Here is a 25027-nt window from a genome sequence, read left to right as displayed (position 1 = left end):
TGGAAGGTCACGCCTGGTCACCCTCGCGCATCGGGACGCGCACGCCCTTCTCGTCGGCGACCTTCTCCGCGATGTCGTAACCGGCGTCCACGTGCCGGATGACGCCCATGCCCGGGTCGTTGGTCAGCACGCGGCGGATCTTCTCGCCCGCCAGCGGCGTGCCGTCGGCGACCGTGACCTGGCCCGCGTGGATCGAGCGGCCCATGCCGACGCCGCCGCCGTGGTGGAGCGAGACCCAGGAGGCGCCGGAGGCGACGTTCACCATGGCGTTGAGGAGCGGCCAGTCGGCGATGGCGTCGGAGCCGTCGAGCATGGCCTCGGTCTCGCGGTACGGGGAGGCGACGGAGCCGCAGTCGAGGTGGTCGCGGCCGATGACGACCGGCGCGGAGAGCTCGCCGTTCGCGACCATGTCGTTGAAGCGCTCGCCCGCGCGGTCGCGCTCGCCGTAGCCGAGCCAGCAGATGCGGGCGGGCAGGCCCTGGAAGTGGACGCGCTCGCCGGCCATCTTGATCCACCGGGCGAGGGACTCGTTCTCGGGGAAGAGGTCGAGGATCGCGCGGTCGGTGGCGGCGATGTCCTTGGGGTCGCCGGACAGGGCCGCCCAGCGGAAGGGGCCCTTGCCCTCGCAGAAGAGGGGCCGGATGTAGGCGGGGACGAAGCCGGGGAAGGCGAAGGCCCGGTCGTAGCCGGCGAGCTGCGCCTCGCCGCGGATGGAGTTGCCGTAGTCGAAGACCTCGGCGCCCGCGTCCATGAAGCCGACCATGGCCTCCACGTGACGGGCCATCGACTCGCGGGCCCGCTGGGTGAAGTCGGCGGGCTTCTCGGCGGCGTACGCCGCCATGTCCTCGAAGGCGACGCCGACCGGCAGGTACGCGAGCGGGTCGTGGGCCGAGGTCTGGTCGGTGACGATGTCGATGGGCGCGCCCATCGCGAGGAGCTGCGGGACGAGCTCGGCGGCGTTGCCGAGGACGCCGATGGAGAGCGGCTTGCGGGCGTCGCGGGCCTCGGTGGCGAGGGACAGCGCGTGGTCGAGGGAGTCGGCCTTCACATCGAGGTACCGGTGCTCGATGCGGCGCTCGATGGCGCGCGGGTCGCAGTCGATGCAGATGGCCACGCCGTCGTTCATCGTCACGGCGAGCGGCTGGGCGCCGCCCATGCCACCGAGACCGGCCGTCAGGGTGATGGTTCCGGCCAGCGTGCCGCCGAACTTCTTCGCGGCGACGGCGGCGAACGTCTCGTACGTGCCCTGGAGGATGCCCTGGGTGCCGATGTAGATCCACGAGCCGGCGGTCATCTGCCCGTACATGGTCAGGCCGAGCTGCTCCAGGCGCCGGAACTCCTCCCAGTTGGCCCAGTCGCCCACCAGGTTGGAGTTGGCGATGAGGACGCGCGGCGCCCACTCGTGGGTCTGCATGACGCCGACCGGGCGGCCGGACTGAACGAGCATCGTCTCGTCCTGCTTCAGTGTCCGCAGCGTACGGACCATGGCGTCGAAGGAGCGCCAGTCGCGCGCGGCCTTGCCGGTGCCGCCGTAGACGACGAGCTTGTCGGGGTGCTCGGCGACCTCGGGGTCGAGGTTGTTCTGCAGCATCCGCAGGGCGGCTTCCTGCTGCCATCCCAGGGCGCTCAGTTCCGTACCGCGCGGGGCCCGTACGGGGCGGGGTCCTGACATGGGGATGCCTCCTCGAAACGACTGCACGAAGACGTGTTGCAGAATCAGTTATTCACATACTGACTTGCTGAATAGAAGTAGTCAACGGCTGCGGTCGCGCACACCGGGTGATTGGCTGGAGGACATGGCTTCAGACCGTCGCGACCAGGCGCCGCCCGAGGCCGTACGAGCACTCCGCGAAGCCCGAGCGGCAGCGCGCGATCAGGCCGTACGGGCCGCCGTCGACCAAGCCCTCCTCACCGAGGACGAGCCCGTCGCCGCCCTCCTCGACCTCGCCGGCGTCCGCGCCTCCGCCGCCGCCCTGCGCGCCGCCTTCGCGGACGTCACCGACGCGCCCGTCCTGCACGCCTTCGCCGTCAAGGCCTGCCCCCTCGTCCCCGTCCTGCGCCTGCTGTACGAGGCGGGGCTCGGCGCCGAGGTCGCGAGCCCCGGCGAGCTGGCCCTGGCCCGCGCCGCCGGGGTCGACCCGGCCCGGATCGTCCTCGACTCGCCCGCCAAGACGCCCGCCGAACTCCGCGAGGCCCTCGCGCTCGGGATCGCCGTCAACGCCGACAACACGCAGGAGCTGGCCCGTATCGACGCCCTGCTCGACGAGGCGCCCAGCGCCTCGCCCCTCGGCCTGCGCGTGAACCCGCAGATCGGCGGCGGCACCATCGACGCCCTGTCCACCGCCACCCCCACCTCCAAGTTCGGCGTGGCGCTGCGCGACGAGGGCGCCCGCGCCCGCGTCGTCCAGGCGTACCTCGACCGCCCGTGGCTCACCCGGCTGCACACCCACTCCGGCTCCCAGGGCCTGCCGCTGTCCCTCCTCGTCACCGGCGTCCGCGCGGCGTACGAACTCGCCGAGGAGATCAACGCCGCCGCCGGGCGCCGCCAGGTCGACACCCTCGACATCGGCGGCGGCCTCCCGGTGAACTTCGCCTCCGACGAGGAGACCCCGACGTACGCGGAGTACGCCCGCCTCCTCGCCGCCGAGGTGCCGGGGCTGTTCGACGGGCGCTACGGCCTGGTGACCGAGTTCGGCCGGTCCCTGCCGGCCAAGCACGGCACGGTCCTCGCCCGCGTCGAGTACGCCAAGACGTCCGGCTCCCGGCCCATCGCCGTCACCCACGCGGGCGTCCAGGTCGCCACCCGTACCGTCTACGACCCCACCTCCTGGCCGCTGCGGATCGCCGCGTACGACGCGGAGGGGCTGCCGAGGACGGGCCCGGCCGTCGACCAGGACGTGGCGGGCCCCGCCTGCTTCGCGGGCGACCTCCTCGCCGTCGCGCGCCCGCTGCCCCTGCTGCGGCCGGGCGATGTCGTCGCGGCCCTGGACACCGGGGCGTACTACTTCGCGCACCACTACGCGTACAACTCCCTCCCCCGCCCCGGCGTGTACGGCTACGCCGCCGACGGTGACGGGACGGTCCGCTTCGCGACCGTGCGGCCGCCGCAGACGGTGGCCGAGATCGTCGCGGAGGCGGGCGGCGGGCACCCGGACGCACTGACGCACCCGGACGCACTCGTGACGGACTGACGGCCGACTGACGCCGCCCCGGCCGGGCAGATGTCCCCCATGGCAACGCACGCACCCGAGCAGGGTCCTGAGACCGGAGACGAGCCCACGCTCAAGCGGGCCATCGGGCCGAAGCTGCTCATCCTCTTCGTCATCGGCGACATCCTGGGCACCGGCATCTACGCCACCACCGGCAAGGTGGCCGGCAAGATCGGCGGCGCGCTCTGGCTGCCGTTCCTGATCGGCTTCGTCGTCGCGCTCCTGACGGCGGCGTCGTACGTCGAACTCGTCGGCAAGTACCCGAAGGCCGCCGGAGCGGCCCTCTACACCCAGAAGGCGTTCAAGGTCCCCTTCCTCACCTTCATCGTCGCCTTCATGGTGATGTGCTCGGGGCTGTCGTCCGCGAGCGCCGCCGCGCGGGCCTTCAGCGGGGACTACCTCGCCGAGTTCACCGAGGGCGCCATCCCGCCGACGCTGATCGCCATCCTGTTCATCCTCGCCCTCGCGGCGCTCAACCTGCGGGGCGTGTCGGAGTCGGTGAAGACGAACGTCGTCCTCACCGTCGTGGAGCTGACGGGCCTCCTCGTCATCCTCACCATCGGCGCGTGGGCGGTGCTCACGGGCGAGGGCGAACCGTCGCGCCTCGGCGACCTCACGGCGACCGGCACCGGGTACGCGCTGCTCACCGGCGTCCTCGGCGCGACCGCGCTGGGCTTCTTCGCCTTCGTCGGCTTCGAGGACTCGGTCAACATGGCCGAGGAGACCCGCGACCCGGTGCGCACCTTCCCCCGGGCGATCTTCACCGGCGTCGCCGTCACCGGCACCATCTACGTCCTGGTGGCGCTGGTCTCCTCGCTCCTCGTCGACCACCGCACGCTGGAGAAGTCCAGCGGGCCGCTGCTGGAGGTGGTCAAGGCGGGCGGGCTGGACTTCCCGCCCAAGGCGTTCGCGCTGATCGCGCTGTTCGCCGTCACCAACTCGGCGCTGATCAACATCATGATGGCCTCGCGGCTCTGCTACGGCATGGCCAACGAGCGGATCCTGCCGCGCGCCATGGGCCGCGTGCTCGCCGGGCGGCGCACGCCGGTCGTCGGCATCGTCTTCGTGGCGCTCCTGGCCATCGGCCTGGTGTCCACCGGCGAGATCGAGGGGCTCGGCGACACGACCGCGTTCCTGCTGCTGTGCGTCTTCGCGGTGGTCAACATCGCGGTGCTCGTCCTGCGCCGGGACCGCGTCGGGCACGCGCACTTCCGTACGCCGACGGCGCTGCCGGTCCTCGGGGCGGTCACGTCCCTGATCCTGGCGAGCCCGCTCGCGGACCGGGACGCGGACGTCTACATCAGGGCGGGCGTGCTGCTGGCGATCGGCATCGGGCTGTGGGCGGTCAACAAGGTGGTGATGCGCGCACGCGGCGAGGCGTGAGGCGAACCGTACCGTCTGGGGCGCATGTTCCGTTGGAAAATGCCAGAACTCCCTCCGGGCGGGCGAACGTTGCGTAACGTCGCCGTCACTGCCGTGTCCACGCAACGGGGATCAGGGAGGCGAGCCCGCGTGCCCGGAATCGATGAGTGCCTGCTCCACGCCATGACCGTGCCGGGCGCGCGGGGAGCGGCCCTCGTCGACTGGACCAGCGGTCTGGCGCTGGGCGTCATCGGGGACTCGCCGGTGGGCGACCACGAGACGACCGCCGCCGAGACGGCCGAACTGGCGCGGGCGGCGGCCGAGTACGAGTCGTTCGCCGGGCCCGGCGCGGAGGACGAGGAGTTACGGGAAGAGGGGCCGGGCGGCGGCGAGTTACCCAAGGGGCCGCCCGTCGAGGACGTCATCGTCACCACCCGCTCCGGTTACCACGTCCTGCGCTTCGTCGAGACGACCTTCGACAGCAGCGTCTTCCTCCACCTCTGGCTCGACCGCTCCACCGGCAACCTCGCCCTCGCCCGCATCCGCCTGCGCGACCTCGCGGAACGGCTGGTCCTCGGATGACCGTCGTCTCCCCCCTGCTGCTCCGGCTGGCCGCCGAGGCCGCCACCGGCGCGCTGCTGCGCGACCACGGCACGCTCCACCTCGTCGACGGCCGCGTGGTGCACGCCGAGAGCCCCGTCGCACCCGGCCTCGACGTCCTGCTCACGGCCGGCGGCCGGCTCCCGCCGGACCGGCGGCTCGGCGACGGCGAGCTGGAGATCTGCCGCCTCGGCGCCCTGTTCGACGCGGCGTTCTTCGCGCTGACGCCCGGCAGCGGCCCCACGCGCTTCCGGTACGGGCCCGTCGAGCGGCCCGGTCCCCTCCCTCCGGTACGGCCCGTCCCGTTGGCCGACGTGGAGCGCGAGACCCGGCGCCGCCGCGAGCTGCTGGACGGCGTGTGGCCGTACCCGGCCGTCGACACCGCGCCCGTGGTGGCCCGCCCGGCGGCCCCCGGCCAGACCGTCACCCTCCGGCAGCGCGCGCTCCTCGCGTACGCCGACGGGACGCGTACGCCGACGGAGCTGGCCCGCGCGCTGGGGCGGCCCGCCTTCCACACGCTGCTGGAGGTGCGGCGGCTCGCGGCGGCGGGGCTGATCGCGACGCCGTTGGAACCGGCGCCCTCGCCCCCGCGCTGGATGCCGCCGACCGTCCCCGACCCGGACACCGCCCTGCTCCACCGGCTCCGCGACGCCCTGGAGGCCCACCTGTGACGAAGACCCGCACGGCAGCCCACGCCCACGCCGAAGCCCAGGCCCAGGTGCTCGGCGAGCTCAGACGCCTGCGGGCCCGGCTCCCGCAGCTGACCGGGGCCCTCGCGGCGAGCGCCGACGGCCTGGTCCTGGCCCACGACACGGGCGGCGACACCGGCATCGCGGAAGGCGTCGCCGCGCTGACGGCCGCCGCGCTCGGCGTGGCCCAGCGGCTCACCGACGCGACCGGCCAGGGCGGCTTCCGCGAGCTGCTGGTCCGTGGCGAGGAGGGCTACGTCGCCACGTACGCGGCGGGCGGCTCGGCCGTCCTGACCCTCCTCGCGGAGCCCCGCGTCAACGTCGGCCGCCTCCACCTGGAGGCCCGCCGCTCCAGCGCCCGCATCGGCAGCGTGGTCGACGCCGCCCTCGTACCGCAGCAACGGCCGCCCGCGCGGCCCCCGATTCCGCCCCGCCCGTCCCACACACCGCCGTCCCACACACCGCCGTCCCACACACCGAAGGAAGCATGAGCATGGCCAACGTCGAAACCGCCCTGAAGGAAACCACCACGATCGACGGCGCCCTGGGCGCCGCACTCGTCGACTACACCAGCGGCATGGCCCTCGGCACGATAGGCGGCGGGAAGGACCTCGACCTGGCGATCGCCGCGGCGGGCAACACCGACGTCGTCCGCGCCAAGGTCCGCACGATGGAGATGCTCGGGCTCAAGGACGAGATCGAGGACATCCTGATCACCCTGGGCACCCAGTACCACCTCATCCGCCTCCTCAAGAGCCGTGGCGGCTCGGGTCTGTTCCTCTACCTGGCCCTCGACAAGGAGCGCTCCAACCTGGCGATGGCCCGCCACCAGCTCCGCCGGATCGAGGCCGAGCTGGAGGTCTGAAGCCCGCCCGCGGCCCGTCGCGGAACCGGCGACCGGATCACTGCCGTCCCTCCCAGCACACGGCGAAGGGGCAGGAGGGGTGAGAGTGCCGGGAACGGACGGGAAAGCCGAGGGTGGCCGACGGCCGAGGGGTGGCGGCGTCTGGCTGCCCGGCGTGGTGAACCTCGCCCTCGGCGTGCCCGCGATGATTCCGCTGCACCTCGCGTGGTGGCTCTGGACGGAGTACCTGCCGATGGACTGCCGCAGCGTGGCGGAGGCGGCCCGGCCAGGGCTCACGAACTGCAACTACACCACCCTGGACCACGCGGGTCCCGCGATGTTCCTGCTCGCGGTGTCCGGGCTGCTCGTCCTCGGGCTGGTGCTCCTCGTCGACGTGCTGCTGCCGCTGCGGCGCGGCGGCCGACGGGGGGTGTGGCTCGGCACGGCCGTGTTGGTCCCGGTTCCGTTCGCGATGACCCTCGCGCTGGCCCTCTGACACGGCCCGTCAGCGGCGGCGCCGCGCCCCGCCCGGTGCGGCGTCGCCCGCGGCGATGCCCGTGGTGCGGTACGCGCGCACGGGCTTGCCGACGGGGCCCTTGGCGAGCCAGTCGGTACGCACCCACAGCAGCGTCTCGCGCCGGTGCTCCCAGCGGCCCAGCCAGACGGCCTTCAGCCACAGGCCCGCACCGGCACCGGCCAGCCACAGCCCGCCCGCGCCGGGCAGTGCGAAGGAGAGGCCCAGCGCGGCCAGGAAGGCGCCCAGCAGCCACCAGCGGCGCGAGCGGCGCCAGGCGCGGGCGGTCACGGCCCGGTCCTGGAGGAAGTCGGCGCGCGCCGCCCGGGTGGCCTCCGCGGCCAGGCGCGTGTACCGCCCCCGCCGCGCCAGGGCCACCGCCGCGGCCGTCACCAGGAACAGCGCGGCCCCGGTGAGCAGTCCGATGCGCCGCCCGGTCAGCCCGGGCACCAGCGCCCCGAGCCCGGCGGCCAGCAACCCCGGCCACCACAGGGGCGCCACCCCCGCTCGTACGACCACGGCCACTCTCGCCAGCGCCTGACCGCCCCGCGCCACGTCCGCCTCCTCAACTCACCGCTGCGACACCGATGCGTCTGTGCGGCGGAAGGCTAACGCCCTTCCCTTAACGTCTCCTGAGAATCCGCGCGCGGCCTGAGAATCGCCGCTAATCCACGAAGAGGCCGCGCGCGGCCGCCCCCGCGTCGAACTCCTCCAGCCGCGCCTGCGCGTCCGGCAGCCCGTCGCACATCGCCTCCAGCAGCACCCGCCCCAGCATCATCGGCGCGCACGCCGTGTCGAAGGCGAGCCCGGTGCCGACGGCCGCCGGGAGCAGCACGTCGCTGTGCTTGGCGACCGGAGCGAACGCCGAGTCCGCGACGGTCACCACCGTGAGGCCGGCCTCCCGCGCGTACGCGAGCGCCTCGACGACCTCCTTGGGGTGGCGGGGCAGCGCGAAGCAGAGCAGCACCGTGGCCCCGGCCCGCACGGCGCCGTCGACGCGGTCGACGAGCATGCTGCCGCCCTCGTCCAGCAGCCGTACGTCGGGGTGGACCTTGGCCGCGAAGTACGCGAAGCCGCGCGCCTGCGAGGAGGCGGCCCGCAGCCCCAGCACGGGCAGCGGCCGCGAGGAGGCGAGCAGCCGCCCGGCCCGCTCGACGGGCTCGGGGTCGGCGAGCAGCCCGGCGAGGTGGCGCAGGTTCTCGATCTCGGCGTGGACGGCCTGCTGGTACTCGTTGAACTCCGACGCCCCGGCCGCCGCGGACTCGGCGGGCGCCACCTCGCGCAGGTACTTGCGCAGGCCCGGGTAGCCGTCGAAGCCGAGGGAGACCGCGAAGCGGGTCACGGACGGCTGGCTCACCCCGGCCAGCTCGGCGAGCTCCACGCTCGACAGGAACGGCACATCGGCGGCGCGCCGCACCATCCAGTGCGCGATCCTGCGCTGCGTCGGCGTCAGCCGGTGCCCTTCGAAGAGCGCCTGCAGCCGCGCGGCGGGGCTGTCGCTCATCCCGTCCCCCTGATCCTCACCGGCGTGTTTATTCAGTCACCGCCGTGACTGAATAAACCATATGCAAGAGGCGCATGCCGGGGGAAGCGGGGCTCGGTGCCCGGTCCGCGCCGGCGCCGCGCACGAACCGCGCTGATCGCCTCGTGACTTCAATTCGCCCTTGTTGAGACCGAGTTATCGCGATGAAGCCCTATAAGGGTCCCGGCCTACCGTCTCCAAGCCCCACGCCGCCGGACATACAATGCGACATCACATTGTGATCAATGATCAACAGCATCGGGGGATGCGCCATGGGGTTCGACCAGGAATGGGCCCAGCTGCGGGACGAGGCGGCGGCCAGGCAGGCGACATCGATGCGGCTCAATCAGCTGCCCGCCGATCCGGGCGGCGGCGGCGGAGTCGCAGGCCCGGGCGGCATCTTGGAGTCTTCACCCGCCGAGAAGCGCGCGGCCGCCAACACCATCGACAACTCCCTGGTGAAGCAGACCACGGACGCCACGAAGTGGGCGGACGAGGCCACGACGGGCGCCATCGGTTCCCTCAAGGGCTGGGAGACCGCCGCCGGACTCAAGACCGTGGAGTCCACGTGGGACAAGCAGGTCAAGACGCTCATCGGCCGACTGCACCATGAGAGTCGCGCCCTGCGGAGCACCGTGGTCACCCTGGGCGGGGTCGACTCCGGCCGCGGTCAGCGGATCAACAGCGTCCCATCGAGTTTCAACTCGTACTGAGCGCCGTCACGGCGCTCGTACGACTTCGATGCCGATGCCGATGCCCCGTCGCCCGTAGGGAAACAGAATGCTGACGTACCACGAAGTCATGTCCACGGACTTCGGCCCTCTGAACACCGCTGCCGAGAAGTGGCAGTCGATGGCGGCCGAAATCCACAAGGTCGAGATCGCCTACCGGGACAACGTCGAGAAGATCAGGAACTGGCAGGGTCAGAGCGAGTTCGCGGCGCGCACGAACTTCGCCGCGACGCGCTACGAGTACCAGGCCGCCCAGACCCAGGCCAAGGCGACCGCCACGTTGCTGCGCAACGCCCACCAGCAGTTCGTCGAGCTGAAGAAGCAGCTGGAGAACGCCCGCGCCGACGCCGTCAAGGCCGGCATGAAGGTGTCCGAGCAGGGCAACGTCGCGTACGACTGGGACAAGCTCACCCCGGCCGAGCGCGAGGCCGCCCGCCACGACCCGGACCACGCCCGGTCCGTCCGGGAGAGCGAGCAGTCGTGGGCCGACTACATCAAGGCCTGCGTGAAGGCCGTCGACGACGCGGACAAGGACCTGAAGAAGGACCTGGAGGCCGTCGTCAAGGACGGCTACGGCGCCAAGAACGACGAAACGCTCGGCACCGGCTTCAACGGCGACGCCGGGAAGGTCTCGGCGGCTGACGACCAGCAGAAGCAGGATCGTACGCAGCTCGCCGCGCTGAAGATCCGCGACAACGAGACCCTCGAGGACTACCTGCTGCGCCTGCAGCGCACCGGTGTGGAGAAGATCAGCGGCAGCAAAGAGATCGCGGACCTCTTCGCAGCCGTCCAGAAGGGCACGGTCACGGCCGGCGCCTTCGCCAGGGCGGTGGCCAACAGTGGCTCGGCCGGCCTGAAGCTGTACAAGTACCTGACGAAGAACAAGCCGATCACCGCGGCCGGCACCTTCCTGGGGAGCCGCATCAACGCGCGGATCGCCTCCGCCGCCCCGGGCAGCTTCTGGAGCCGTATGCCACCCAATCTGGTGGGCGCCCTCACCGGCTCGGACGAGGCCGCCAAGCTCGCGTACGCGAGGGCCGGCTCCGCCTTCGTCCCCACAGCGGCCGAGGCCAGCCTGATCACCGTCGCCAGGAACGGCGGTCTCGCGGAAGCGGCGAAGACCGCGGGCTGGCTTCGTGGCGCCGGTGTGGTGGGTGGCGTCGCGGCGACCGCCTACGGCATAGCGAATCTGTCCACCTACAACCCGGACATGATCAAGGCCGAGCCGTCCAAGTTCGCCTCGGACCTCAGCGGCACGGTCTTCAACGGGTCCCTGACCGCGCTGGCCGTGGCACCGAGCCCGGTGACCGCCGGCGTGGCGCTCGGCACGGGCCTGGTGTACGCCGGCTGCTTGATCTGGGACAACCACGAGGCCATCGGCGACGGGATCGAGAAGGCTGGCGACTGGATCGGCGACAAGGCCTCGGACATCGGGGAAGGCATCTCCAGCGGTGCGAAGAAGCTGGGCAGCGCCCTCAATCCGTTCGACTAGCGAGAGATCCCATGCACACCACCATCACCCCGTTCACGCTCACCTTCTGGAAGGGGGAGCGGTCTCGGGGCACGCCGCTGCAGCGAGCCTGGCAGGGTACGTCTCCGGAATACGGGGACATCCGCGTCCTCTGGCCCGCGCCTCCCTACGTCGACGAGCGCATCGCCACACAGGTGAGCGGTGGTCTCATTCCGACGGCCACCTTTGAGACCCGCGGCATCCACGCCGAACTCGTGGGGATGCCGACCCTGAACCGCGCGACCGCGCGCGTGGGCGACGGCCTCGTGTCACTGAGCCGGAACAGATTCGCCATGACGAAGAGGGGCCGTTCCCTGCGCATGACGTACCTGGGTGACCACTACAGGCTGACGGCGATCAATCGGAAGGCGTACACGCTCTCGCGGAAGCCCGACGCCGACGACCCCGGCGTCGTCCTCACGGTGCGGCAGTCGGGGCTCGGGAAGAACAAGAAGGTCTCCGTCCAGGCGAACGGCCGGGTCCTGCCCACCGATCTTGCCCTGGCGGTTCTCTTCGCCGGAGTCGACCGGGCCGTTCTCACCCGGGGAGGCGTGGTGCGTGCCGGCTTCTCGAGGCTGTCCCACTTCTGGGCCGAGACCTACACCCCCTGACCGCGACTAACAAAAGAGTACGTATGCCTTCGTTCGACATTTCCCGGTCCCGGTTCCGCCTGGCCGACGATCACCTCATCGTGCTGTGCGAGCTCGCGGCCGGGAACGAGGTGCCCGAAGATCTGGCCACCGCCCGTAAGGAGCTGGTGGACAGCGGCCTGATCAACCCGGGTGGTGAACTGGTCCATTCGCTCCTGCCGCTGCTCAAGACGGTCCTGAATCCCGGGGTGGTCATATCCCTGGAGGCGGCCGGCCGGCAGGGAGACCTGCGCCACGGCATGCTCATCGGTGAGGACCACGTCGTCGCCCACGAGGCGTGGCCGGGGGAAGCCGAGGCCGAGTACTCCTGCGTCCAGCCGAAGATGCTGGTCTGGAAGCTCGCCGACATGGTGAACCTTCAGCAGCCCCGGGTCTCCCCCGCCACGCCCCTCTCCGTCCTGGAGACCACCGTGGGCACGATCGAGGCGGGATTCGCCGGACTGGACGGCGCGGCCCGGGCCAGGTCCGGCGAGGAAGAGCGAGACCTCGTGCACCGCTCCATGGCGGCGACCGGCACGCTTGCCGAGCCGTCCCTGACGTTCCTGACCGAGCTGATGTGCGAGCTCCGCTCCAGCTGGCGCATGACCGCCGCCTGGCGGGGGACTTCCGGGGAGCAGGCGGGCGTCTCGGCGCGCGGCTTCGCCGTCTGGGACTGCGGCCCCCTGGGCTACTGGCTGCGGGAACTCCCCGAAGAGCCCGTGCCCGCCGAGAAGATCACCCCGGGCGGCCCCTTCCGGCTCGTCCGCGTCGAGGCGAAGACCATCTGGACGAGGATCACCGAGCTGCTCCCGGACGACGCCGAGATCCGCGGCGCCGCGGCCTGATCCCCAGGTGGTGAGAGCCGCGGGGACCGCCGCACCCCCGTTGCCGGGGGGCGGGACGACGGCGGTCCCCGCGAGGGACACGGGCCCGGGTCAGGGCCGGTCTCCGCGTCCGCGGCGTGCGGAAGGTCCGGGAGCCGCTCCGGAGGTTCCTGACGCCGACAAGGACAACTGTGCACGAGCAGTGTTAAGCGGGTGCTGCCGCGACATGACGTGCTCGTACCGTTTGCGCGAAGCTACTGCTTGCGGTCCTTCGCGAGGAACGACAGCAGGTCCTGACGGCTCACCACACCGGTGGGCTTGCCCTCGACCAGCACGATCGCCGCGTCCGACGTGCCGAGCACGGCCATGAGGTCGTCGACCGGCTCGCCCGAGCCGACCTGCGGCAGCGGCGGGCTCATGTGCTTCTCGAGCGGGTCGTCGAGGGAGGCCCGCTTGGTGAACAGGGCGTCCAGCAGCTGGCGTTCGACGACGGAGCCGACGACCTCGGCGGCCATGACGTCGGGGTGGCCGGCGCCCGGCTTGACGATGGGCATCTGGGAGACGCCGTACTCGCGCAGGACCTCGATGGCCTCGCCGACGGTCTCCTCGGGGTGCATGTGGACGAGCTTGGGGATGTCGCCCTCCTTGTGCCGCAGGACGTCACCGACACTGGCGGACGGGCCGGCCTCCTCCAGGAAGCCGTAGTCCGCCATCCACTCGTCGTTGAAGATCTTCGAAAGGTAGCCCTTGCCGCTGTCCGGCAGCAGCACGACCACCACATCGTCCGGGCCGAGCCCCTCGGCCGCCCGCAGCGCCGCGACGACGGCCATCCCGCAGGAGCCGCCGACGAGCAGGCCCTCCTCCTTGGCGAGGCGCCGGGTCATCTGGAAGGCGTCCTTGTCGGAGACCGCGATGATCTCGTCCGTGACGCTGCTGTCGTACGCGCTGGGCCAGAAGTCCTCGCCGACGCCCTCGATCAGGTACGGACGCCCGGAGCCGCCGGAGTACACCGAGCCCTCCGGGTCCGCGCCGATGACGCGGACCTTGCCGCCACTGACCTCCTTCAGGTAGCGGCCGGTACCCGTGATGGTGCCGCCGGTGCCGACGCCCGCCACGAAGTGCGTGATCTTCCCGGACGTCTGGTCCCACACCTCGGGACCGGTGGTCTCGTAGTGCGAGCGCGCGTTGTTGGGGTTCGAGTACTGGTCCGGCTTCCAGGCGCCGGGCGTCTCCCGTACGAGCCGGTCGGAGACGTTGTAGTACGAGTCCGGGTGCTCGGGGTCGACCGCCGTGGGGCAGACCACGACCTCGGCGCCGTACGCCCGCAGAACGTTGATCTTGTCCGTGGAGACCTTGTCGGGGCAGACGAAGACGCACTTGTAGCCCCGCTGCTGGGCCACGATCGCGAGGCCGACGCCCGTGTTGCCGGACGTGGGCTCGATGATGGTGGCGCCGGGCTTGAGCTCACCGCTCTGCTCGGCCGCCTCGATCATGCGCAGGGCGATGCGGTCCTTCACCGAACCGCCCGGGTTGAAGTACTCCACCTTGGCGAGGACGGTTGCCTGCAGGCCCTCGGTCACACTGTTGAGCTTCACCAGCGGGGTGTTGCCGATGAGGCTGATCATCGAATCGTGGAATTGCACCGTAGTTCTCCGGGGTCTCCGTAATGGTCCCGCCAGCGTATGCGTAGGACGAGGCGGTTACGGGGCAGTTAGCTCTTGAACCGGCCTGGAGGAGGTGGCTGCCCCTATGTCGAGGGCGAGGGTGGCGCGACGGATCGCCGCGGGAGCGGCGTACGGCGGCGGGGGCCTCGGGCTGCTGGGCGCGGCGGCGGTGGGGGTGCTGCTGGCGGAGGTCCAGCTGGCGAAGCGTTCCGTGGGCGGCGGGGTGGCGCCGCTGCCACCGGCGGCTGACGGGCTCTACGGCCGTGGTTTCGAGGGCGCCGAGCCGGTCAGGCTCGCCCTTCTGGGTGATTCTACGGCGGCGGGCCAGGGTGTGCGGCGGGCCGGCCAGACGCCGGGCGCGCTGCTGGCCTCGGGGCTCGCTGCGGTCGCGGAACGCCCCGTCGAGCTGCGTAACGTCGCCCTGCCCGGCGCCCGCTCCGACGACCTGGAACGCCAGGCCACGCTGCTGCTCGCGCACCCGGGGCGGGTCCCCGACGTGTGCGTGATCATGATCGGCGCGAACGACGTGACGCACCGGATGTCGCCGACGCAGTCCGTGCGGTACCTGTCGACGACGGTGCGCCGGCTGCGCACGGCGGGCGCCGAGGTGGTGGTCGGCACCTGCCCCGACCTGGGCACGATCGAGCCGGTCTACCAGCCGCTGCGCTGGGTGGCGCGGCGGGCCTCGCGCCAGCTGGCCGCCGCCCAGACGATCGTGGTCGTGGAGCAGGGCGGCCGTACGGTGTCGCTCGGCGACCTCCTGGGTCCGGAGTTCGAGGCCAACCCGCGCGAGATGTTCGGCGCCGACAACTACCACCCCTCGGCGGAGGGGTACGCGACGGCGGCCATGGCCGTCCTGCCGACGGTCTGCGCGGTGCTCGGCGCCTGGCCGGAGGAGGAGCGGCTGGAGGCGGACCGCCGCGAGGGCGTGCTGCCGGTCGCGAAGGCGGCCGCGGAGGCCGCGGAGGAGGCCGGTACGGAGGTCACCCCGGCCCGCGCCCCCTGGGCCCGCCTGAAGCACCGCCGTCGCCGTCGCCTGCCCCTGGTCACGGACCCGTCGCCCATGCCGGAGCCGCCGGAGCCGCCGCACCGGCACGCCTGAGCCCGTACGCGTCCGCCCGACCCCGTACGCCGTCCGGCTGAGCGAGCGCTTAGAAATGCGGCGCTCGTCACACGTTCCGTGCAGTGACCTGCGCGGTACGTGCAGGTAACTTCACCTCACAGGTCCGCCATCCGCCTCACCGCACCTGGAGCCCCGATGCCCGAAGCCGTGATCGTCTCAGCCGCCCGCTCCCCCATCGGCCGGGCCTTCAAGGGCTCGCTGAAGGACTTGCGGCCGGACGATCTGACCGCCACGATCATCCAGGCCGCGCTCGCCAAGGTGCCCGAGCTCGACCCGCGCGACATCGACGACCTGATGCTCGGCTGCGGCCTGCCCGGCGGCGAGCAGGGCCACAACCTCGGCCGTATCGTCGCCGTGCAGATGGGCATGGACCACCTGCCCGGCTGCACCGTCACCCGCTACTGCTCCTCCTCGCTCCAGACCTCCCGCATGGCGCTGCACGCCATCAAGGCGGGCGAGGGCGACGTCTTCATCTCCGCGGGCGTCGAGATGGTCTCCCGCTCCGTGAAGGGCACCAGCGACGGCCTGCCCGACACCCACAACCCGCTCTTCGCCGAGGCCGAGGCCCGCACCGCGGCCCGCGCGCAGCAGGAGGGCGCCGACTGGCACGACCCGCGCGAGGACGGCCTGCTCCCGGACGCGTACATCGCGATGGGCCAGACCGCCGAGAACCTGGCCCGCCTCAAGGGCGTCACCCGCCAGGACATGGACGAGTTCGGCGTGCGGTCCCAGAACCTCGCCGAGGAGGCCATCAAGAACGGCTTCTGGCAGCGGGAGATCACCCCGGTGACGCTGCCCGACGGCACGGTCGTCTCCCAGGACGACGGCCCGCGCGCGGGCGTCACCCTGGAGGGCGTCCAGGGCCTCAAGCCCGTCTTCCGCCCCGACGGCCTCGTCACCGCCGGCAACTGCTGCCCGCTGAACGACGGCGCCGCCGCGCTCGTCATCATGTCCGACACCAAGGCGCGCGAGCTGGGCCTGACCCCGCTCGCCCGGATCGTCTCCACCGGCGTCTCGGGCCTGTCGCCCGAGATCATGGGCTACGGCCCGGTCGAGGCCAGCAAGCAGGCGCTGCGCCGCGCCGGGCTGACCATCGGCGACATCGACCTGGTCGAGATCAACGAGGCGTTCGCCGCGCAGGTCATCCCGTCCTACCGGGACCTGGACATCCCGCTGGAGAAGCTGAACGTCAACGGCGGCGCCATCGCCGTCGGCCACCCCTTCGGCATGACGGGCGCGCGCATCACCACCACGCTGATCAACAGCCTCCAGTTCCACGACAAGCAGTTCGGCCTGGAGACGATGTGCGTCGGCGGCGGCCAGGGCATGGCGATGGTCATCGAGCGGCTGAGCTGAGCACCTGCCCGCAGCGGTAGCGAAGCGAACCGCGACCAAAAGAGCGAGCGGCTGAGCTGAGCTGGGCAGTTAATCGCACCGCGTCCCAGCCGTGACCGAATCTCCCCCAGGATGTGACCTACATCCCGGGGGAGATCCGTTTATGCAGGTCAGGCTGTCGATCAGGTAAATGCGCGAGCCAAAATACCTGTCCAATTCGTGACGTAATGCACTGACAGGGGGCGCGAGCACACGACAAGCTGATGTAGGAAGTGCGGGGGATCGATTGAAACCGGGAGTAAGTCAGTGAGCGCCATGTCTCTCGCCCTGCTGATGACGACGGCCACCGCCACGGCCGTGGGCGCCGCCGCCCTGCACGCCGCGCACGGGCTGCGCAAGCAGGTGGCCGCCCTGCGCACCGATCTGGCCGCCGCGCACGATCTCGTCGGCCGCGCCCCCGCCGTCCCTCACGCCCGCACCACCACCGACGACATACGCGCCGCCGTCGCCGAGGCCCTGGCCGAGGAGCGCGAGCGCGAGCTCGCCGAGGCACGCGCCTTCTGGGCCGCCCAGGAGGCCCGTGACGCCGCCGACGCGCCCGGCACGCTACTGGGCGGCGGCCTGTCCGGCCTGTCCGACGACGGCCCGTTCTTCGTGCCGCGCCAGGCGGACTTCGTGGGCCTGGAGGCCCTGGACCTCGACGGCGACCGCGACCGCGACGACGCGGATTACGCCGAGTACGCCGCCGAGTACGAGCTCCCCGAGTTCCCCGACGACTCCCCCGAGCTCGCCGCCGCCCGCCGCCGCCACCCCTCGCACCCGGACTTCGTGCCGGTCCAGACGCCCGTCGTCACCGACCACGAGCGCACCGTGGCCCGCCTGGAGGAGCTCGCCGCGGCCCGGACGGCGCTCACCGACGTACGCCCCGGCCCCCTCGGCACGCTCGACGTGTACGTCTTCGCCGACGGTACGACGCTGTGCATGACCCCCGGCCACCGCGAGACCGCCGAGCGCCTCGCGGACGCGCTGCGCAAGGGCGCGGCACCGGTCCTGCTGGGCGGCTCGGGCGTCTCCGGCGCGTACGCCCTGACCTTCGCGTGCGGCGACGCCGACGGCGAGGGGGACGGCGGCGCCGAGAACGTCTACGTCCTCGCCGACCGCGTCATAGCCTCGCTCTAGCCGCCGCCCGCTCCACCAGCTGCACGGCCTCGGCCAGCTGCTCGGCGGCCGCGGCGCCGGCGGACGAAGGCGTCCGCAGAACCTCCGCCAGGTCGTTACCGGCCACCACAAGTTGGTCCGCGACCGTGAACACCCCCGCGTCGGGCATGGTCCGCGGCTCCGCCGCCGGGTCCTCCAGGCGCTGCGCCCGCAGCGCCAACTCCCTTGCCAGCGCGAGCCCTTCGGCGGCCGCACCCCGCTGGAGGCGGCTCTGCGGGGCGGCCCGCAGCCGGTCGGCGAAACGTTCCACGGCACGGGTCAGTTCAGTCGTGTCCACCACGCCGCGACCCTATGCGCCGGTACGGCACTGTTGCCAATACGCGAACGCTCAGGCACGGTGACGTGAAGGAGCACACGCGCACAGCGTCCGGAGGCGCCGATGTCCCAAGTCTTCTCCGAAGAGACCCACCGCAATCTGCTCGCGCGCATTCCCGCCTGCACCGGCCGTGAAGTGGCCGACTGGCTTCGCACCGTCGAGGAAGGGCCTTCCCTCCTCCGCTTCGAGGAGAAGGTCAGCTGGCTCCGGGGCGAGCACAATCTCGCGTACGGGCACGCCAAGGCGATCATCCACGAGTACGACCTGCGCCGGGCCGCCCGCAAACTGCTCTGACGGCACACGGAACAGACGGGAAGGCCCCGTACCGGCAGTCGCCGGTACGGGGCCTTCCGTGTGGTGCGGGGGTGGCGTCAGTCGTCGCCCTGCAGGATCGAGATCAGCCGCAGGAACTCCAGGTAGATCCACACCAGCGTCATGGTGAGGCCGAAGGCCGCCAGCCACGACTCCTCGCGCGGCGCGCCGTAGGTGATGCCGTCCTCGACCTGCTTGAAGTCCAGGGCCAGGAAGCACGCGCCGAGGATGATGCCGATGACGCCGAACATGATGCCGAGGCCGCCGCTGCGGAAGCCGAGGCCGTCACCGCCGCCGAAGAGGGCGAACAGCGCGTTCACCGCCATCAGCAGGATGAAGCCGAGCGCGGCCGCCATCACGAAGCCGTAGAAGCGGCGGGTGACGCGGATCCAGCGCATCTTGTACGCGATGAGCACGCCGGCGAAGACCGCCATGGTGCCGAGCACCGCCTGCGGGACCGCGCCCGGCGTGACGTACGTGGAGACGGCGCTGGAGATGACGCCGAGGAAGACGCCCTCGAAGGCGGCGTACGCCAGGATCAGCGCGGGCGACGCCTTGCGCTTGAAGGCCTGGATCATCGCGCAGACGAAGGCGACCAGGGCCGCGCCGATGCCGATGCCGTACGACCTGCCGATGTTCGCCGGGTCGACGGGCAGCAGGAGCCAGGCGAGCGTCGCGGTGACGAAGACCGTGCCGAGCGTGATGCCCGTGCGGGTCACCACGTCGTCGATCGTCATGGCCCCCGTGCGCGCCGGTCCCTGCGGGGCGCCAAGCTGCGCGGTGTCCTGCGCATAGGGGTTGGTGGCGTAAGGGTTCGTCGCGTACGGGTTGGTTCCAGCGGCGGGGCCCCCGGCCGGCTGCTGCGCGTTGAAGCCCGCGTAGCCGCCGTTGTCGCGGCTGAACCCCCGTCGCGAGAAGACCGGGTTGCTGCTCCTCATCTCACTCCTCCATGGCCGCCGTGCGCGGCCTTGAGACAAGAGTAATGGGGACGCAAAGGAAACACCCTAGTGCTCGGGGAGGATCTTTCGGGGCGGAACGCGCAGAACAGGGCGGTCAGCGCCGTCGCCGTGCGCAGCCTGCCGGCCGGGGTGCCGCTGCGCCTGCCGGTCGTCGAGCTGAACGGGGCGTTCCTCACCGAGCTGGGCTCCGGCCGCCACCTGGCCCATCGCACCCTCGGCCCCGAGGCCGTGCTGCCCGCCCTAGCCCGTACGGCGACCCCGGCGTCGGCGGCCTGGGCCGTCGCGGCGGCCGGGGTCCGCACCGCCGCGCTGATCGCCTTCGTACGGGACGAGGAGGCCGGCGCGGCCGGCGCCGCGCTCGAAGGGGGCGCTCGGCGCCAGCGCCGCCGTGCCGGCCGCAGCGAACCGTTGCGCACCGGGGTGGACCGAGGTGCAGGTGGCGCACCCGGAGGCGGAGAAGGGGCGCGCCGTACGGCACCTGGCGGAGGTCGTCGGGGCGGGGCGGGAGCCGCTGACCGTGTACGGGGGCCACCTCAACGACCTGCCCATGTTCGCGGTCGCCGATCGGCGGGCGCACCCGCCAACGCCCACCCGGACGTGCGCGCCCGGGCCACCGACATTGTGGCGTTCAACGACGAGGACGGCGTGGTCCGCTTCCTGCCGGCCGGGGTCCCGGCCGCCGCCGGGGTGCATGGCTGACCGTGTGCGTGCGGGAACCCCCCGCACCAAGGGCCGTGGGACCGCTCCCGGCGGTGCGGTCGGTGAGTGCCCGGAGCCGGACTCGAACCGGCACGGCCCAAAGGCCAGCGAGGTTTAAGCTCGCCGTGTCTGCATTCCACCACCCGGGCGCGGCGCGCGGCTCCGCGTTGGCACATGAGCCTATCCGGGCACTTCCCTCGAACAGCGGAACGCTGGCCCGATGTTGTCTTATTTTATTGACGCTTGAGGGAGCGTCAGCGCAGGTGAACGGTGTGGCGCGGCAGCCGGACCGGACTCGCGGCAGCAAAGAACTGCGCAAAGGAATGACGGAAAGTCGCCGCCTCGGTCCGCTGCGTGGGCCGCCGGGCCGGGTGGCGGAGCGGTTCTCAGGGGTCGCGTCATACCTCAGGAGGAGGGGCGAGCCGCCCGGTCCGACTCCAGGCTGCCCTGGATACGGGCACGGGGACGGACGTCCGGCGGGGTGGTCGGCGCGGACGATGGACAGGTCCTCGATTCGAACCGCCGTTCCCGACAGGAGCACCCTCGTGACCACCACCCCCCTCGCTCACCGCACCACCGCGGTGGCCGCCCGCGCCACGGATCTGTCCAAGGTCTACGGACAGGGCGAGACGCAGGTGGTCGCCCTGGACCGGGTCACCGTGGAGTTCGGGCAGGGCGAGTTCACCGCCATCATGGGCCCGTCGGGGTCCGGCAAGTCGACCCTGATGCACTGCGTCGCCGGCCTGGACACCTTCAGCTCCGGCTCCGTGCGCATCGGCGAGACCGAGCTCGGCTCCCTCAAGGACAAGCAGCTCACGCAGCTGCGCCGGGACAAGATCGGCTTCATCTTCCAGGCGTTCAACCTGCTGCCGACGCTGACGGCGGCCGAGAACATCACGCTCCCGATGGACATCGCGGGCCGCAAGCCCGACAAGGAGTGGGTGCGCAAGGTCATCGACATGGTGGGCCTGTCCGGCCGCCTCTCCCACCGCCCGGCGCAGCTCTCCGGCGGCCAGCAGCAGCGCGTCGCGGTCGCCCGCGCGCTCGCCTCCCGCCCCGAGATCATCTTCGGCGACGAGCCCACCGGAAACCTGGACTCCCGCTCCGGGGCCGAGGTCCTGGGCTTCCTGCGCAACTCCGTGCGCGAGCTGGGCCAGACGGTCGTCATGGTCACCCACGACCCGGTGGCCGCGTCGTACGCGGACCGCGTGATCTTCCTGGCGGACGGCCGCGTCGTCGACGAGATGCTCCGCCCGACGGCGGACGGCGTGCTGGACCGCATGAAGGAGTTCGACACCAAGGGCCGCACCAGCTGAACGAGCCGACCAGCTGACAGCCGGCCGGGCCGGCTGACCGCCCCCGTACGCACCCACCCCAGGACTCACCTCATGTTCCGTACCGCCCTGCGCAATGTGCTCGCGCACAAGGCCAGGCTGCTGATGACCGTGCTCGCCGTCATGCTCGGCGTGGCCTTCGTCTCCGGCACCCTGGTCTTCACCGACACCCTCTCCCAGGCCTTCCGCAACCAGACCGCCAAGGGCTACGACGGCATCGCCGTCGCCGTCACCTCGTACGGGCAGGGCCCCGCCGGGGAGGGCGAGAAGCAGCAGCCCGGCATCTCCGCCGCCACCGTCGAGCGGATCGCGAAGCTCGACGGCGTGGCCTCCGCGTCCGGCCGCGTCGACGGCTTCGCGGGCGTCGCCGACCCCAGCGGCAAGCTCATCGGCAACGGCTGGACCAACAAGGGCTCCAACTTCGCGCCAGGCAAGGACGGCAAGGACGAGCGGTACGCGTTCGTCGACGGCACCGGCCCTGTCAAGCCCGGCGACATCGCGCTCGACAAGGACACCGCCGCCAAGGGCGCGTACAAGGTCGGCGACACCGTGCGCGTCGCGACCAACGGCCCCGTGCACACCTACACCCTCTCCGGCGTGTTCACCACCGACGACGGCCAGGTCAGCGCGGGCGGCAGCCTGGTGCTCTTCGACACCTCCGTCGCGCAGAAGCTCTACCTCCAGCCCGGGTACTTCCAGAACGTCACCGTCACCGCCGCCCCCGGCGCCTCCGACGAGAAGATCCTCGCCCAGATCGAGCCACTGCTCCCCGAGGACGCGGAGGCCCAGACCGGCGCCGCCCTCGCGGCCGAGGAGGCGAAGATGATCGAGGAGGGCATGAGCGGCATGAACCAGGCGATGCTCGGCTTCGCCGCCATCGCGCTCTTCGTCGGCGTCTTCCTGATCTCCAACACCTTCACCATGCTGGTGGCCCAGCGCACCAAGGAGCTCGCGCTGATGCGCGCCGTGGGCGCCTCGCGCAAGCAGATCACCAGGTCGGTGCTGATGGAGGCCCTGCTGGTCGGCGCCATCGCCTCGGCGGTCGGCCTCGCGCTCGGCCTGGGCCTCGCCGTCGGGCTGCGCTCCGGCATGAACGCCTTCGACCTCAAGGTCCCCGGCGGCCCGCTGGTCGTCTCCCCGACCGCGATCCTCTCCGGCATCGCCGTCGGCGTCCTCGTCACCGTGATCGCCGCCTACCTGCCGGGCCGCCGCGCCGCGAAGATCCCGCCGGTCGCCGCCATGAGCAGCGTGCACGCGGCGCCGACGACCAAGTCCCTGGTGGTCCGCAACAGCATCGGCGCGGCCGTCACGCTGCTCGGCTCGGCCGTCATCCTGTGGGGTGTCGCCGTCGGCAAGGACGGCAAGTGGATCGTGGCCGGCGGTGCGTTCCTCGCGCTGATCGGGCTGATCATCCTCATCCCGCTGCTGTCCCGCCCGGTCATCGCGCTCATCCGGCCGCTGCTGATCCGCCTCTTCGGCGTCTCGGGCAAGCTCGCCGGCCAGAACGCCGTGCGCAACCCGCGCCGCACCGGTGCCACCGCCTCGGCGCTCGCGATCGGGCTCACCCTGGTGACCGGCCTGTCCGTGATGGGCGTCTCGATCGGCAAGGCCGTGGACCGCAGCACCACGGACCACATCACGGCCGACTACATGATCCGCATGGCCGGCGAGGGCATGAGCATGGACCGGTCCGCGCTCACCGCCGTGCAGAAGGCGAAGGGCGTGACGGCGGTCTCGCCGCAGCAGGCCTCGTTCCTCACGCTGGACGGCGTGGACCGGTCCGTGTCGGGTGTCGTCCCGGGCGACATCGAGAAGGTCATGAACATCACGGTCGTCGACGGCTCGCTGGCCTCGCTCGGCCAGGGCCGGATCGCGGTCGAGGAGGAGACGGCGAAGAAGCACGGCTGGAAGACCGGCGACACCCTGCCGGTGACGTACGACGACGGCAAGAGCGGCAAGCTCGCCATCGGTGCCACGTACGAGAAGAACGACATGGTCTCCACCGTCATGGCCCCGCTCTCCGTGCTCGACCCGCACCAGCCGAAGCCGTACCTCCCCGAGATCCTCGTGAAGATGGACGGCGGCGAGAGCGCGGCCGCCGAGCAGGCCCTGGTCGACGCGCTCGGCCAGAACCCGGCCATCAAGGTCATGGACAAGCAGGACATCCGCGACGAGTTCGGCGGCATCATCAACATGATGCTGAACATCATGTACGGCCTGCTGGCGATGGCCCTGATCATCGCGGTCCTCGGGGTCGTCAACACCCTCGCCATGTCCGTCTTCGAGCGGCAGCAGGAGATCGGCATGCTGCGGGCGATCGGCCTGGACCGCCGCCGCGTCAAGCGCATGATCCGCCTGGAGGCCGTGGTCATCTCGCTGTTCGGCGCGCTCGTCGGCGTCGCGATGGGCACCTTCCTGGGCTGGGCCATCGGCCAGACCCTCAAGGGCTCGATCCCCGGGTACGCGATGGTCGTGCCGTGGGACCGGATCGGGATCTTCCTGGTGCTGGCCGGCCTGGTCGGCGTCCTGGCCGCGATGTGGCCGGCGCGCAGCGCGGCGAAGCTGAACATGCTGAGCGCGATCAAGGCGGAGTAGCGCCTGACCCGATCGGCCGGAGGGCCGGGTTCCCGCGGTGCGGGGGCCCGGCCCTCGTGCTGTCAGCCGCCCCAGACCCGCGCCCGCAGCGGCATGCCCGACGCCCCGCTCTCGGGCGTCTTCACCGCCAGGATCTGGTTGACGCCGATGCGGTTGCGCTCGAAGGAGACGGCGGACGCCGCCATGTAGAGGCGCCAGACCCGGGCGCGGCCGGGGGAGGTGACGCGCTGCGCCTGGGCCCAATGGGCCTCCAGGTTGGCCACCCACTGGCGCAGGGTGAGGGCGTAGTGCTCGCGGATGGCCTCGATGTCGCGCACCTCGAACCCGGCCTCCTCCAGGGTGGCGGTGGTGCGGCCGACGGGTGCGAGCTCGCCGTCGGGGAAGACGTACGCGTCGATGAACGGATCCACGTGGTACGCGGTCTCGTCCGGCTCGGGGCGGCGCGAGATCTGGTGGTTGAGGAGCCGGCCGCCCGGCTTGAGCAGGGCGTACAGGTCGTCGGCGTACTCGCGGTAGCGGACGGCGCCGACGTGTTCGGCCATGCCGATGGAGGAAATCGCGTCGTACGGGCCGTCCCTGACGTCCCGGTAGTCCTGGACGCGGATCTCGATCCGGTCGGTGAGGCCCTCGTCGGCGATGCGCTTGCGCGCGAAGGCCGCCTGTGCGGTGGAGAGCGTGACGCCGACGACTCTGGCGCCGTACTCGCGGGCGGCGTGGATGGCCATGGAGCCCCAGCCGCAGCCCACGTCGAGCAGCCGGTCGCCCTCCTTGAGGCCGAGCTTGCGGCAGACCAGGTCGAGCTTGTCGCGCTGCGCGTCCTCCAGGGTGCCGCCCTCCGTCCAGTACGCGCAGGAGTAGACCATGGAGGGGCCGAGGAAGAGCTCGTAGAAGTCGTTGCCGACGTCGTAGTGGTGGCTGATGGCCTCCTTGTCGCGCCGCTTGGTGTGCAGCGGCCCGGTGCGCCGCCGGACCTCCTCGGCGGGCGGCGGGGGCGGCGGCCAGGGCCCGGCGATCTTCACCAGCCCGCGGACCGCCGCC

The 25027-nt window shown here is 71.7% G+C and carries 25 protein-coding genes and 1 tRNA gene; 18 read left to right on the top strand and 8 right to left on the bottom strand.

All coding sequences use genetic code 11. From position 1 onward, the window contains the following. Window positions 1-7: 7 nt before the first annotated feature. Window positions 8-1672, bottom strand: coding sequence for a urocanate hydratase (gene hutU, locus ABZX67_RS20690; protein ID WP_355362189.1), 1665 nt, complete (start codon window positions 1670-1672; stop codon window positions 8-10). 124 nt (window positions 1673-1796) lie between these two features. Here hutU and ABZX67_RS20685 point away from each other — a divergent pair, with 124 nt between their 5' ends. The 7 genes from ABZX67_RS20685 (at window position 1797) to ABZX67_RS20655 (ending at window position 7200) form a co-directional block, all read left to right on the top strand. Then, entirely contained in the window at window positions 1797-3191 is a 1395-nt protein-coding gene (locus tag ABZX67_RS20685) for a diaminopimelate decarboxylase (protein WP_355362187.1), read from the top strand. 39 nt (window positions 3192-3230) lie between these two features. Beyond that, window positions 3231-4592, top strand: a complete 1362-nt coding sequence (locus tag ABZX67_RS20680) for an APC family permease (protein WP_355362185.1) — start codon at window positions 3231-3233, stop codon at window positions 4590-4592. 129 nt (window positions 4593-4721) lie between these two features. Further along, window positions 4722-5153, top strand: coding sequence for a hypothetical protein (locus ABZX67_RS20675; RefSeq protein ID WP_355362183.1), 432 nt, complete (start codon window positions 4722-4724; stop codon window positions 5151-5153). Next, window positions 5150-5842: a transcriptional regulator gene (locus ABZX67_RS20670; protein ID WP_355362181.1), complete on the top strand. Its 693-nt coding sequence runs from the start codon at window positions 5150-5152 to the stop codon at window positions 5840-5842. Before ABZX67_RS20675 ends, ABZX67_RS20670 begins: the two co-directional genes overlap by 4 nt. Next, a complete protein-coding gene (locus tag ABZX67_RS20665) occupies window positions 5839-6351 on the top strand; it encodes a roadblock/LC7 domain-containing protein (RefSeq protein WP_355362179.1) in 513 nt (170 codons plus the stop codon). Before ABZX67_RS20670 ends, ABZX67_RS20665 begins: the two co-directional genes overlap by 4 nt. 2 nt (window positions 6352-6353) lie before the next feature. Beyond that, window positions 6354-6725 (top strand): hypothetical protein, encoded by a 372-nt coding sequence (locus ABZX67_RS20660; protein WP_355362177.1) that lies wholly within the window; start codon window positions 6354-6356, stop codon window positions 6723-6725. 85 nt (window positions 6726-6810) lie between these two features. Continuing rightward, window positions 6811-7200, top strand: a complete 390-nt coding sequence (locus ABZX67_RS20655) for a hypothetical protein (RefSeq protein ID WP_355362175.1) — start codon at window positions 6811-6813, stop codon at window positions 7198-7200. Window positions 7201-7209: 9 nt separating this feature from the next. On the opposite strand, the gene ABZX67_RS20650 is transcribed toward ABZX67_RS20655, so the two are convergent. Together ABZX67_RS20650 and ABZX67_RS20645 are read right to left on the bottom strand one after the other, a co-directional pair. After that, complete coding sequence (locus ABZX67_RS20650) at window positions 7210-7773, bottom strand: hypothetical protein (protein ID WP_355362173.1); 564 nt, start codon at window positions 7771-7773, stop codon at window positions 7210-7212. Window positions 7774-7882: 109 nt separating this feature from the next. After that, window positions 7883-8722 (bottom strand): MurR/RpiR family transcriptional regulator, encoded by an 840-nt coding sequence (locus ABZX67_RS20645; protein WP_355362171.1) that lies wholly within the window; start codon window positions 8720-8722, stop codon window positions 7883-7885. A 263-nt stretch (window positions 8723-8985) separates the two neighbouring features. On the opposite strand from ABZX67_RS20645, the gene ABZX67_RS20640 reads away from it, so the two are divergent. From ABZX67_RS20640 to ABZX67_RS20625, 4 genes are all read left to right on the top strand, one after another. After that, on the top strand, window positions 8986-9453 hold the full coding sequence (locus ABZX67_RS20640; RefSeq protein WP_355362169.1) for a hypothetical protein: 468 nt from the start codon (window positions 8986-8988) through the stop codon (window positions 9451-9453). Between the two features lie 88 nt (window positions 9454-9541). Next, the gene (locus tag ABZX67_RS20635; protein WP_355362167.1) at window positions 9542-10963 is read left to right on the top strand and encodes a hypothetical protein; all 1422 of its coding nucleotides are present in this window, start codon (window positions 9542-9544) and stop codon (window positions 10961-10963) included. 11 nt (window positions 10964-10974) lie between these two features. Next, window positions 10975-11592: a hypothetical protein gene (locus ABZX67_RS20630; protein WP_355362165.1), complete on the top strand. Its 618-nt coding sequence runs from the start codon at window positions 10975-10977 to the stop codon at window positions 11590-11592. A gap of 23 nt (window positions 11593-11615) precedes the next feature. Continuing rightward, window positions 11616-12455: a histidine kinase gene (locus ABZX67_RS20625; RefSeq protein ID WP_355362163.1), complete on the top strand. Its 840-nt coding sequence runs from the start codon at window positions 11616-11618 to the stop codon at window positions 12453-12455. 233 nt (window positions 12456-12688) lie between these two features. Here the strand turns inward: ABZX67_RS20625 and ABZX67_RS20620 are convergent, their stop codons facing one another. After that, a complete protein-coding gene (locus tag ABZX67_RS20620) occupies window positions 12689-14077 on the bottom strand; it encodes a cystathionine beta-synthase (protein ID WP_355362161.1) in 1389 nt (462 codons plus the stop codon). 106 nt (window positions 14078-14183) lie between these two features. On the opposite strand from ABZX67_RS20620, the gene ABZX67_RS20615 reads away from it, so the two are divergent. The 3 genes from ABZX67_RS20615 to ABZX67_RS20605 all read left to right on the top strand — a co-directional run bounded on the left by ABZX67_RS20615 (window position 14184) and on the right by ABZX67_RS20605 (window position 17735). Beyond that, complete coding sequence (locus ABZX67_RS20615) at window positions 14184-15200, top strand: SGNH/GDSL hydrolase family protein (protein ID WP_355362159.1); 1017 nt, start codon at window positions 14184-14186, stop codon at window positions 15198-15200. A gap of 156 nt (window positions 15201-15356) precedes the next feature. Continuing rightward, the gene (locus tag ABZX67_RS20610) at window positions 15357-16577 is read left to right on the top strand and encodes an acetyl-CoA C-acetyltransferase (RefSeq protein WP_355362157.1); all 1221 of its coding nucleotides are present in this window, start codon (window positions 15357-15359) and stop codon (window positions 16575-16577) included. 294 nt (window positions 16578-16871) lie between these two features. Further along, window positions 16872-17735, top strand: a complete 864-nt coding sequence (locus tag ABZX67_RS20605) for a hypothetical protein (RefSeq protein ID WP_355362322.1) — start codon at window positions 16872-16874, stop codon at window positions 17733-17735. On the opposite strand, the gene ABZX67_RS20600 is transcribed toward ABZX67_RS20605, so the two are convergent. Beyond that, a complete protein-coding gene (locus tag ABZX67_RS20600) occupies window positions 17719-18054 on the bottom strand; it encodes a hypothetical protein (RefSeq protein WP_355362155.1) in 336 nt (111 codons plus the stop codon). The two genes, ABZX67_RS20605 and ABZX67_RS20600, sit on opposite strands and share 17 nt — an antisense overlap. A 99-nt stretch (window positions 18055-18153) precedes the next feature. Here ABZX67_RS20600 and ABZX67_RS20595 point away from each other — a divergent pair, with 99 nt between their 5' ends. Beyond that, window positions 18154-18384 carry a DUF4287 domain-containing protein gene (locus tag ABZX67_RS20595; protein WP_355362153.1) on the top strand — a complete coding sequence of 77 codons (231 nt, stop codon included), beginning with the start codon at window positions 18154-18156 and terminating at the stop codon, window positions 18382-18384. Window positions 18385-18461: 77 nt separating this feature from the next. On the opposite strand, the gene ABZX67_RS20590 is transcribed toward ABZX67_RS20595, so the two are convergent. Beyond that, window positions 18462-19340 carry a Bax inhibitor-1/YccA family protein gene (locus ABZX67_RS20590; protein ID WP_355362151.1) on the bottom strand — a complete coding sequence of 293 codons (879 nt, stop codon included), beginning with the start codon at window positions 19338-19340 and terminating at the stop codon, window positions 18462-18464. Between the two features lie 69 nt (window positions 19341-19409). Between ABZX67_RS20590 and ABZX67_RS20585 the strand changes: the two genes are divergently transcribed. Further along, entirely contained in the window at window positions 19410-20060 is a 651-nt protein-coding gene (locus tag ABZX67_RS20585) for a hypothetical protein (protein ID WP_355362149.1), read from the top strand. Window positions 20061-20127: 67 nt separating this feature from the next. Here ABZX67_RS20585 and ABZX67_RS20580 read toward each other — a convergent pair. Further along, window positions 20128-20209: transfer RNA gene (locus ABZX67_RS20580), tRNA-Leu, on the bottom strand. Window positions 20210-20605: 396 nt separating this feature from the next. Here ABZX67_RS20580 and ABZX67_RS20575 point away from each other — a divergent pair. Continuing rightward, entirely contained in the window at window positions 20606-21376 is a 771-nt protein-coding gene (locus ABZX67_RS20575; protein WP_355362147.1) for an ABC transporter ATP-binding protein, read from the top strand. A 72-nt stretch (window positions 21377-21448) separates the two neighbouring features. Beyond that, on the top strand, window positions 21449-23989 hold the full coding sequence (locus ABZX67_RS20570) for an ABC transporter permease (protein ID WP_355362145.1): 2541 nt from the start codon (window positions 21449-21451) through the stop codon (window positions 23987-23989). A 62-nt stretch (window positions 23990-24051) separates the two neighbouring features. Here ABZX67_RS20570 and ABZX67_RS20565 read toward each other — a convergent pair. Then, window positions 24052-25027: cyclopropane-fatty-acyl-phospholipid synthase family protein (locus ABZX67_RS20565; RefSeq protein ID WP_355362143.1), on the bottom strand; the 976-nt coding region annotated here is incomplete at its 5' end.

Origin of the sequence: Streptomyces sp. NPDC003036, assembly GCF_040611175.1 — a bacterium.
Classification (GTDB): Bacteria; Actinomycetota; Actinomycetes; order Streptomycetales; family Streptomycetaceae; genus Streptomyces.
The sequence above is the reverse complement of the archived record's forward strand: the minus strand, read 5'-3'. Positions and strand labels throughout refer to the sequence as shown.

Coding starts and splice junctions, on each gene's coding strand:
- ABZX67_RS20645 (WP_355362171.1), bottom strand. CDS start 8,722: ATGAGCGACAGCCCCGCCGCGCGGCTGCAGGCGCTCTTCGAAGGGCAC.
- ABZX67_RS20605 (WP_355362322.1), top strand. CDS start 16,872: ATGTCTCTCGCCCTGCTGATGACGACGGCCACCGCCACGGCCGTGGGC.
- ABZX67_RS20660 (WP_355362177.1), top strand. CDS start 6,354: ATGGCCAACGTCGAAACCGCCCTGAAGGAAACCACCACGATCGACGGC.
- ABZX67_RS20630 (WP_355362165.1), top strand. CDS start 10,975: ATGCACACCACCATCACCCCGTTCACGCTCACCTTCTGGAAGGGGGAG.
- ABZX67_RS20570 (WP_355362145.1), top strand. CDS start 21,449: ATGTTCCGTACCGCCCTGCGCAATGTGCTCGCGCACAAGGCCAGGCTG.
- ABZX67_RS20625 (WP_355362163.1), top strand. CDS start 11,616: ATGCCTTCGTTCGACATTTCCCGGTCCCGGTTCCGCCTGGCCGACGAT.
- ABZX67_RS20615 (WP_355362159.1), top strand. CDS start 14,184: ATGTCGAGGGCGAGGGTGGCGCGACGGATCGCCGCGGGAGCGGCGTAC.
- ABZX67_RS20670 (WP_355362181.1), top strand. CDS start 5,150: ATGACCGTCGTCTCCCCCCTGCTGCTCCGGCTGGCCGCCGAGGCCGCC.
- ABZX67_RS20640 (WP_355362169.1), top strand. CDS start 8,986: ATGATCAACAGCATCGGGGGATGCGCCATGGGGTTCGACCAGGAATGG.
- ABZX67_RS20685 (WP_355362187.1), top strand. CDS start 1,797: ATGGCTTCAGACCGTCGCGACCAGGCGCCGCCCGAGGCCGTACGAGCA.
- ABZX67_RS20610 (WP_355362157.1), top strand. CDS start 15,357: ATGCCCGAAGCCGTGATCGTCTCAGCCGCCCGCTCCCCCATCGGCCGG.
- hutU (WP_355362189.1), bottom strand. CDS start 1,672: ATGTCAGGACCCCGCCCCGTACGGGCCCCGCGCGGTACGGAACTGAGC.
- ABZX67_RS20590 (WP_355362151.1), bottom strand. CDS start 19,340: ATGAGGAGCAGCAACCCGGTCTTCTCGCGACGGGGGTTCAGCCGCGAC.
- ABZX67_RS20635 (WP_355362167.1), top strand. CDS start 9,542: ATGTCCACGGACTTCGGCCCTCTGAACACCGCTGCCGAGAAGTGGCAG.
- ABZX67_RS20680 (WP_355362185.1), top strand. CDS start 3,231: ATGGCAACGCACGCACCCGAGCAGGGTCCTGAGACCGGAGACGAGCCC.
- ABZX67_RS20595 (WP_355362153.1), top strand. CDS start 18,154: ATGTCCCAAGTCTTCTCCGAAGAGACCCACCGCAATCTGCTCGCGCGC.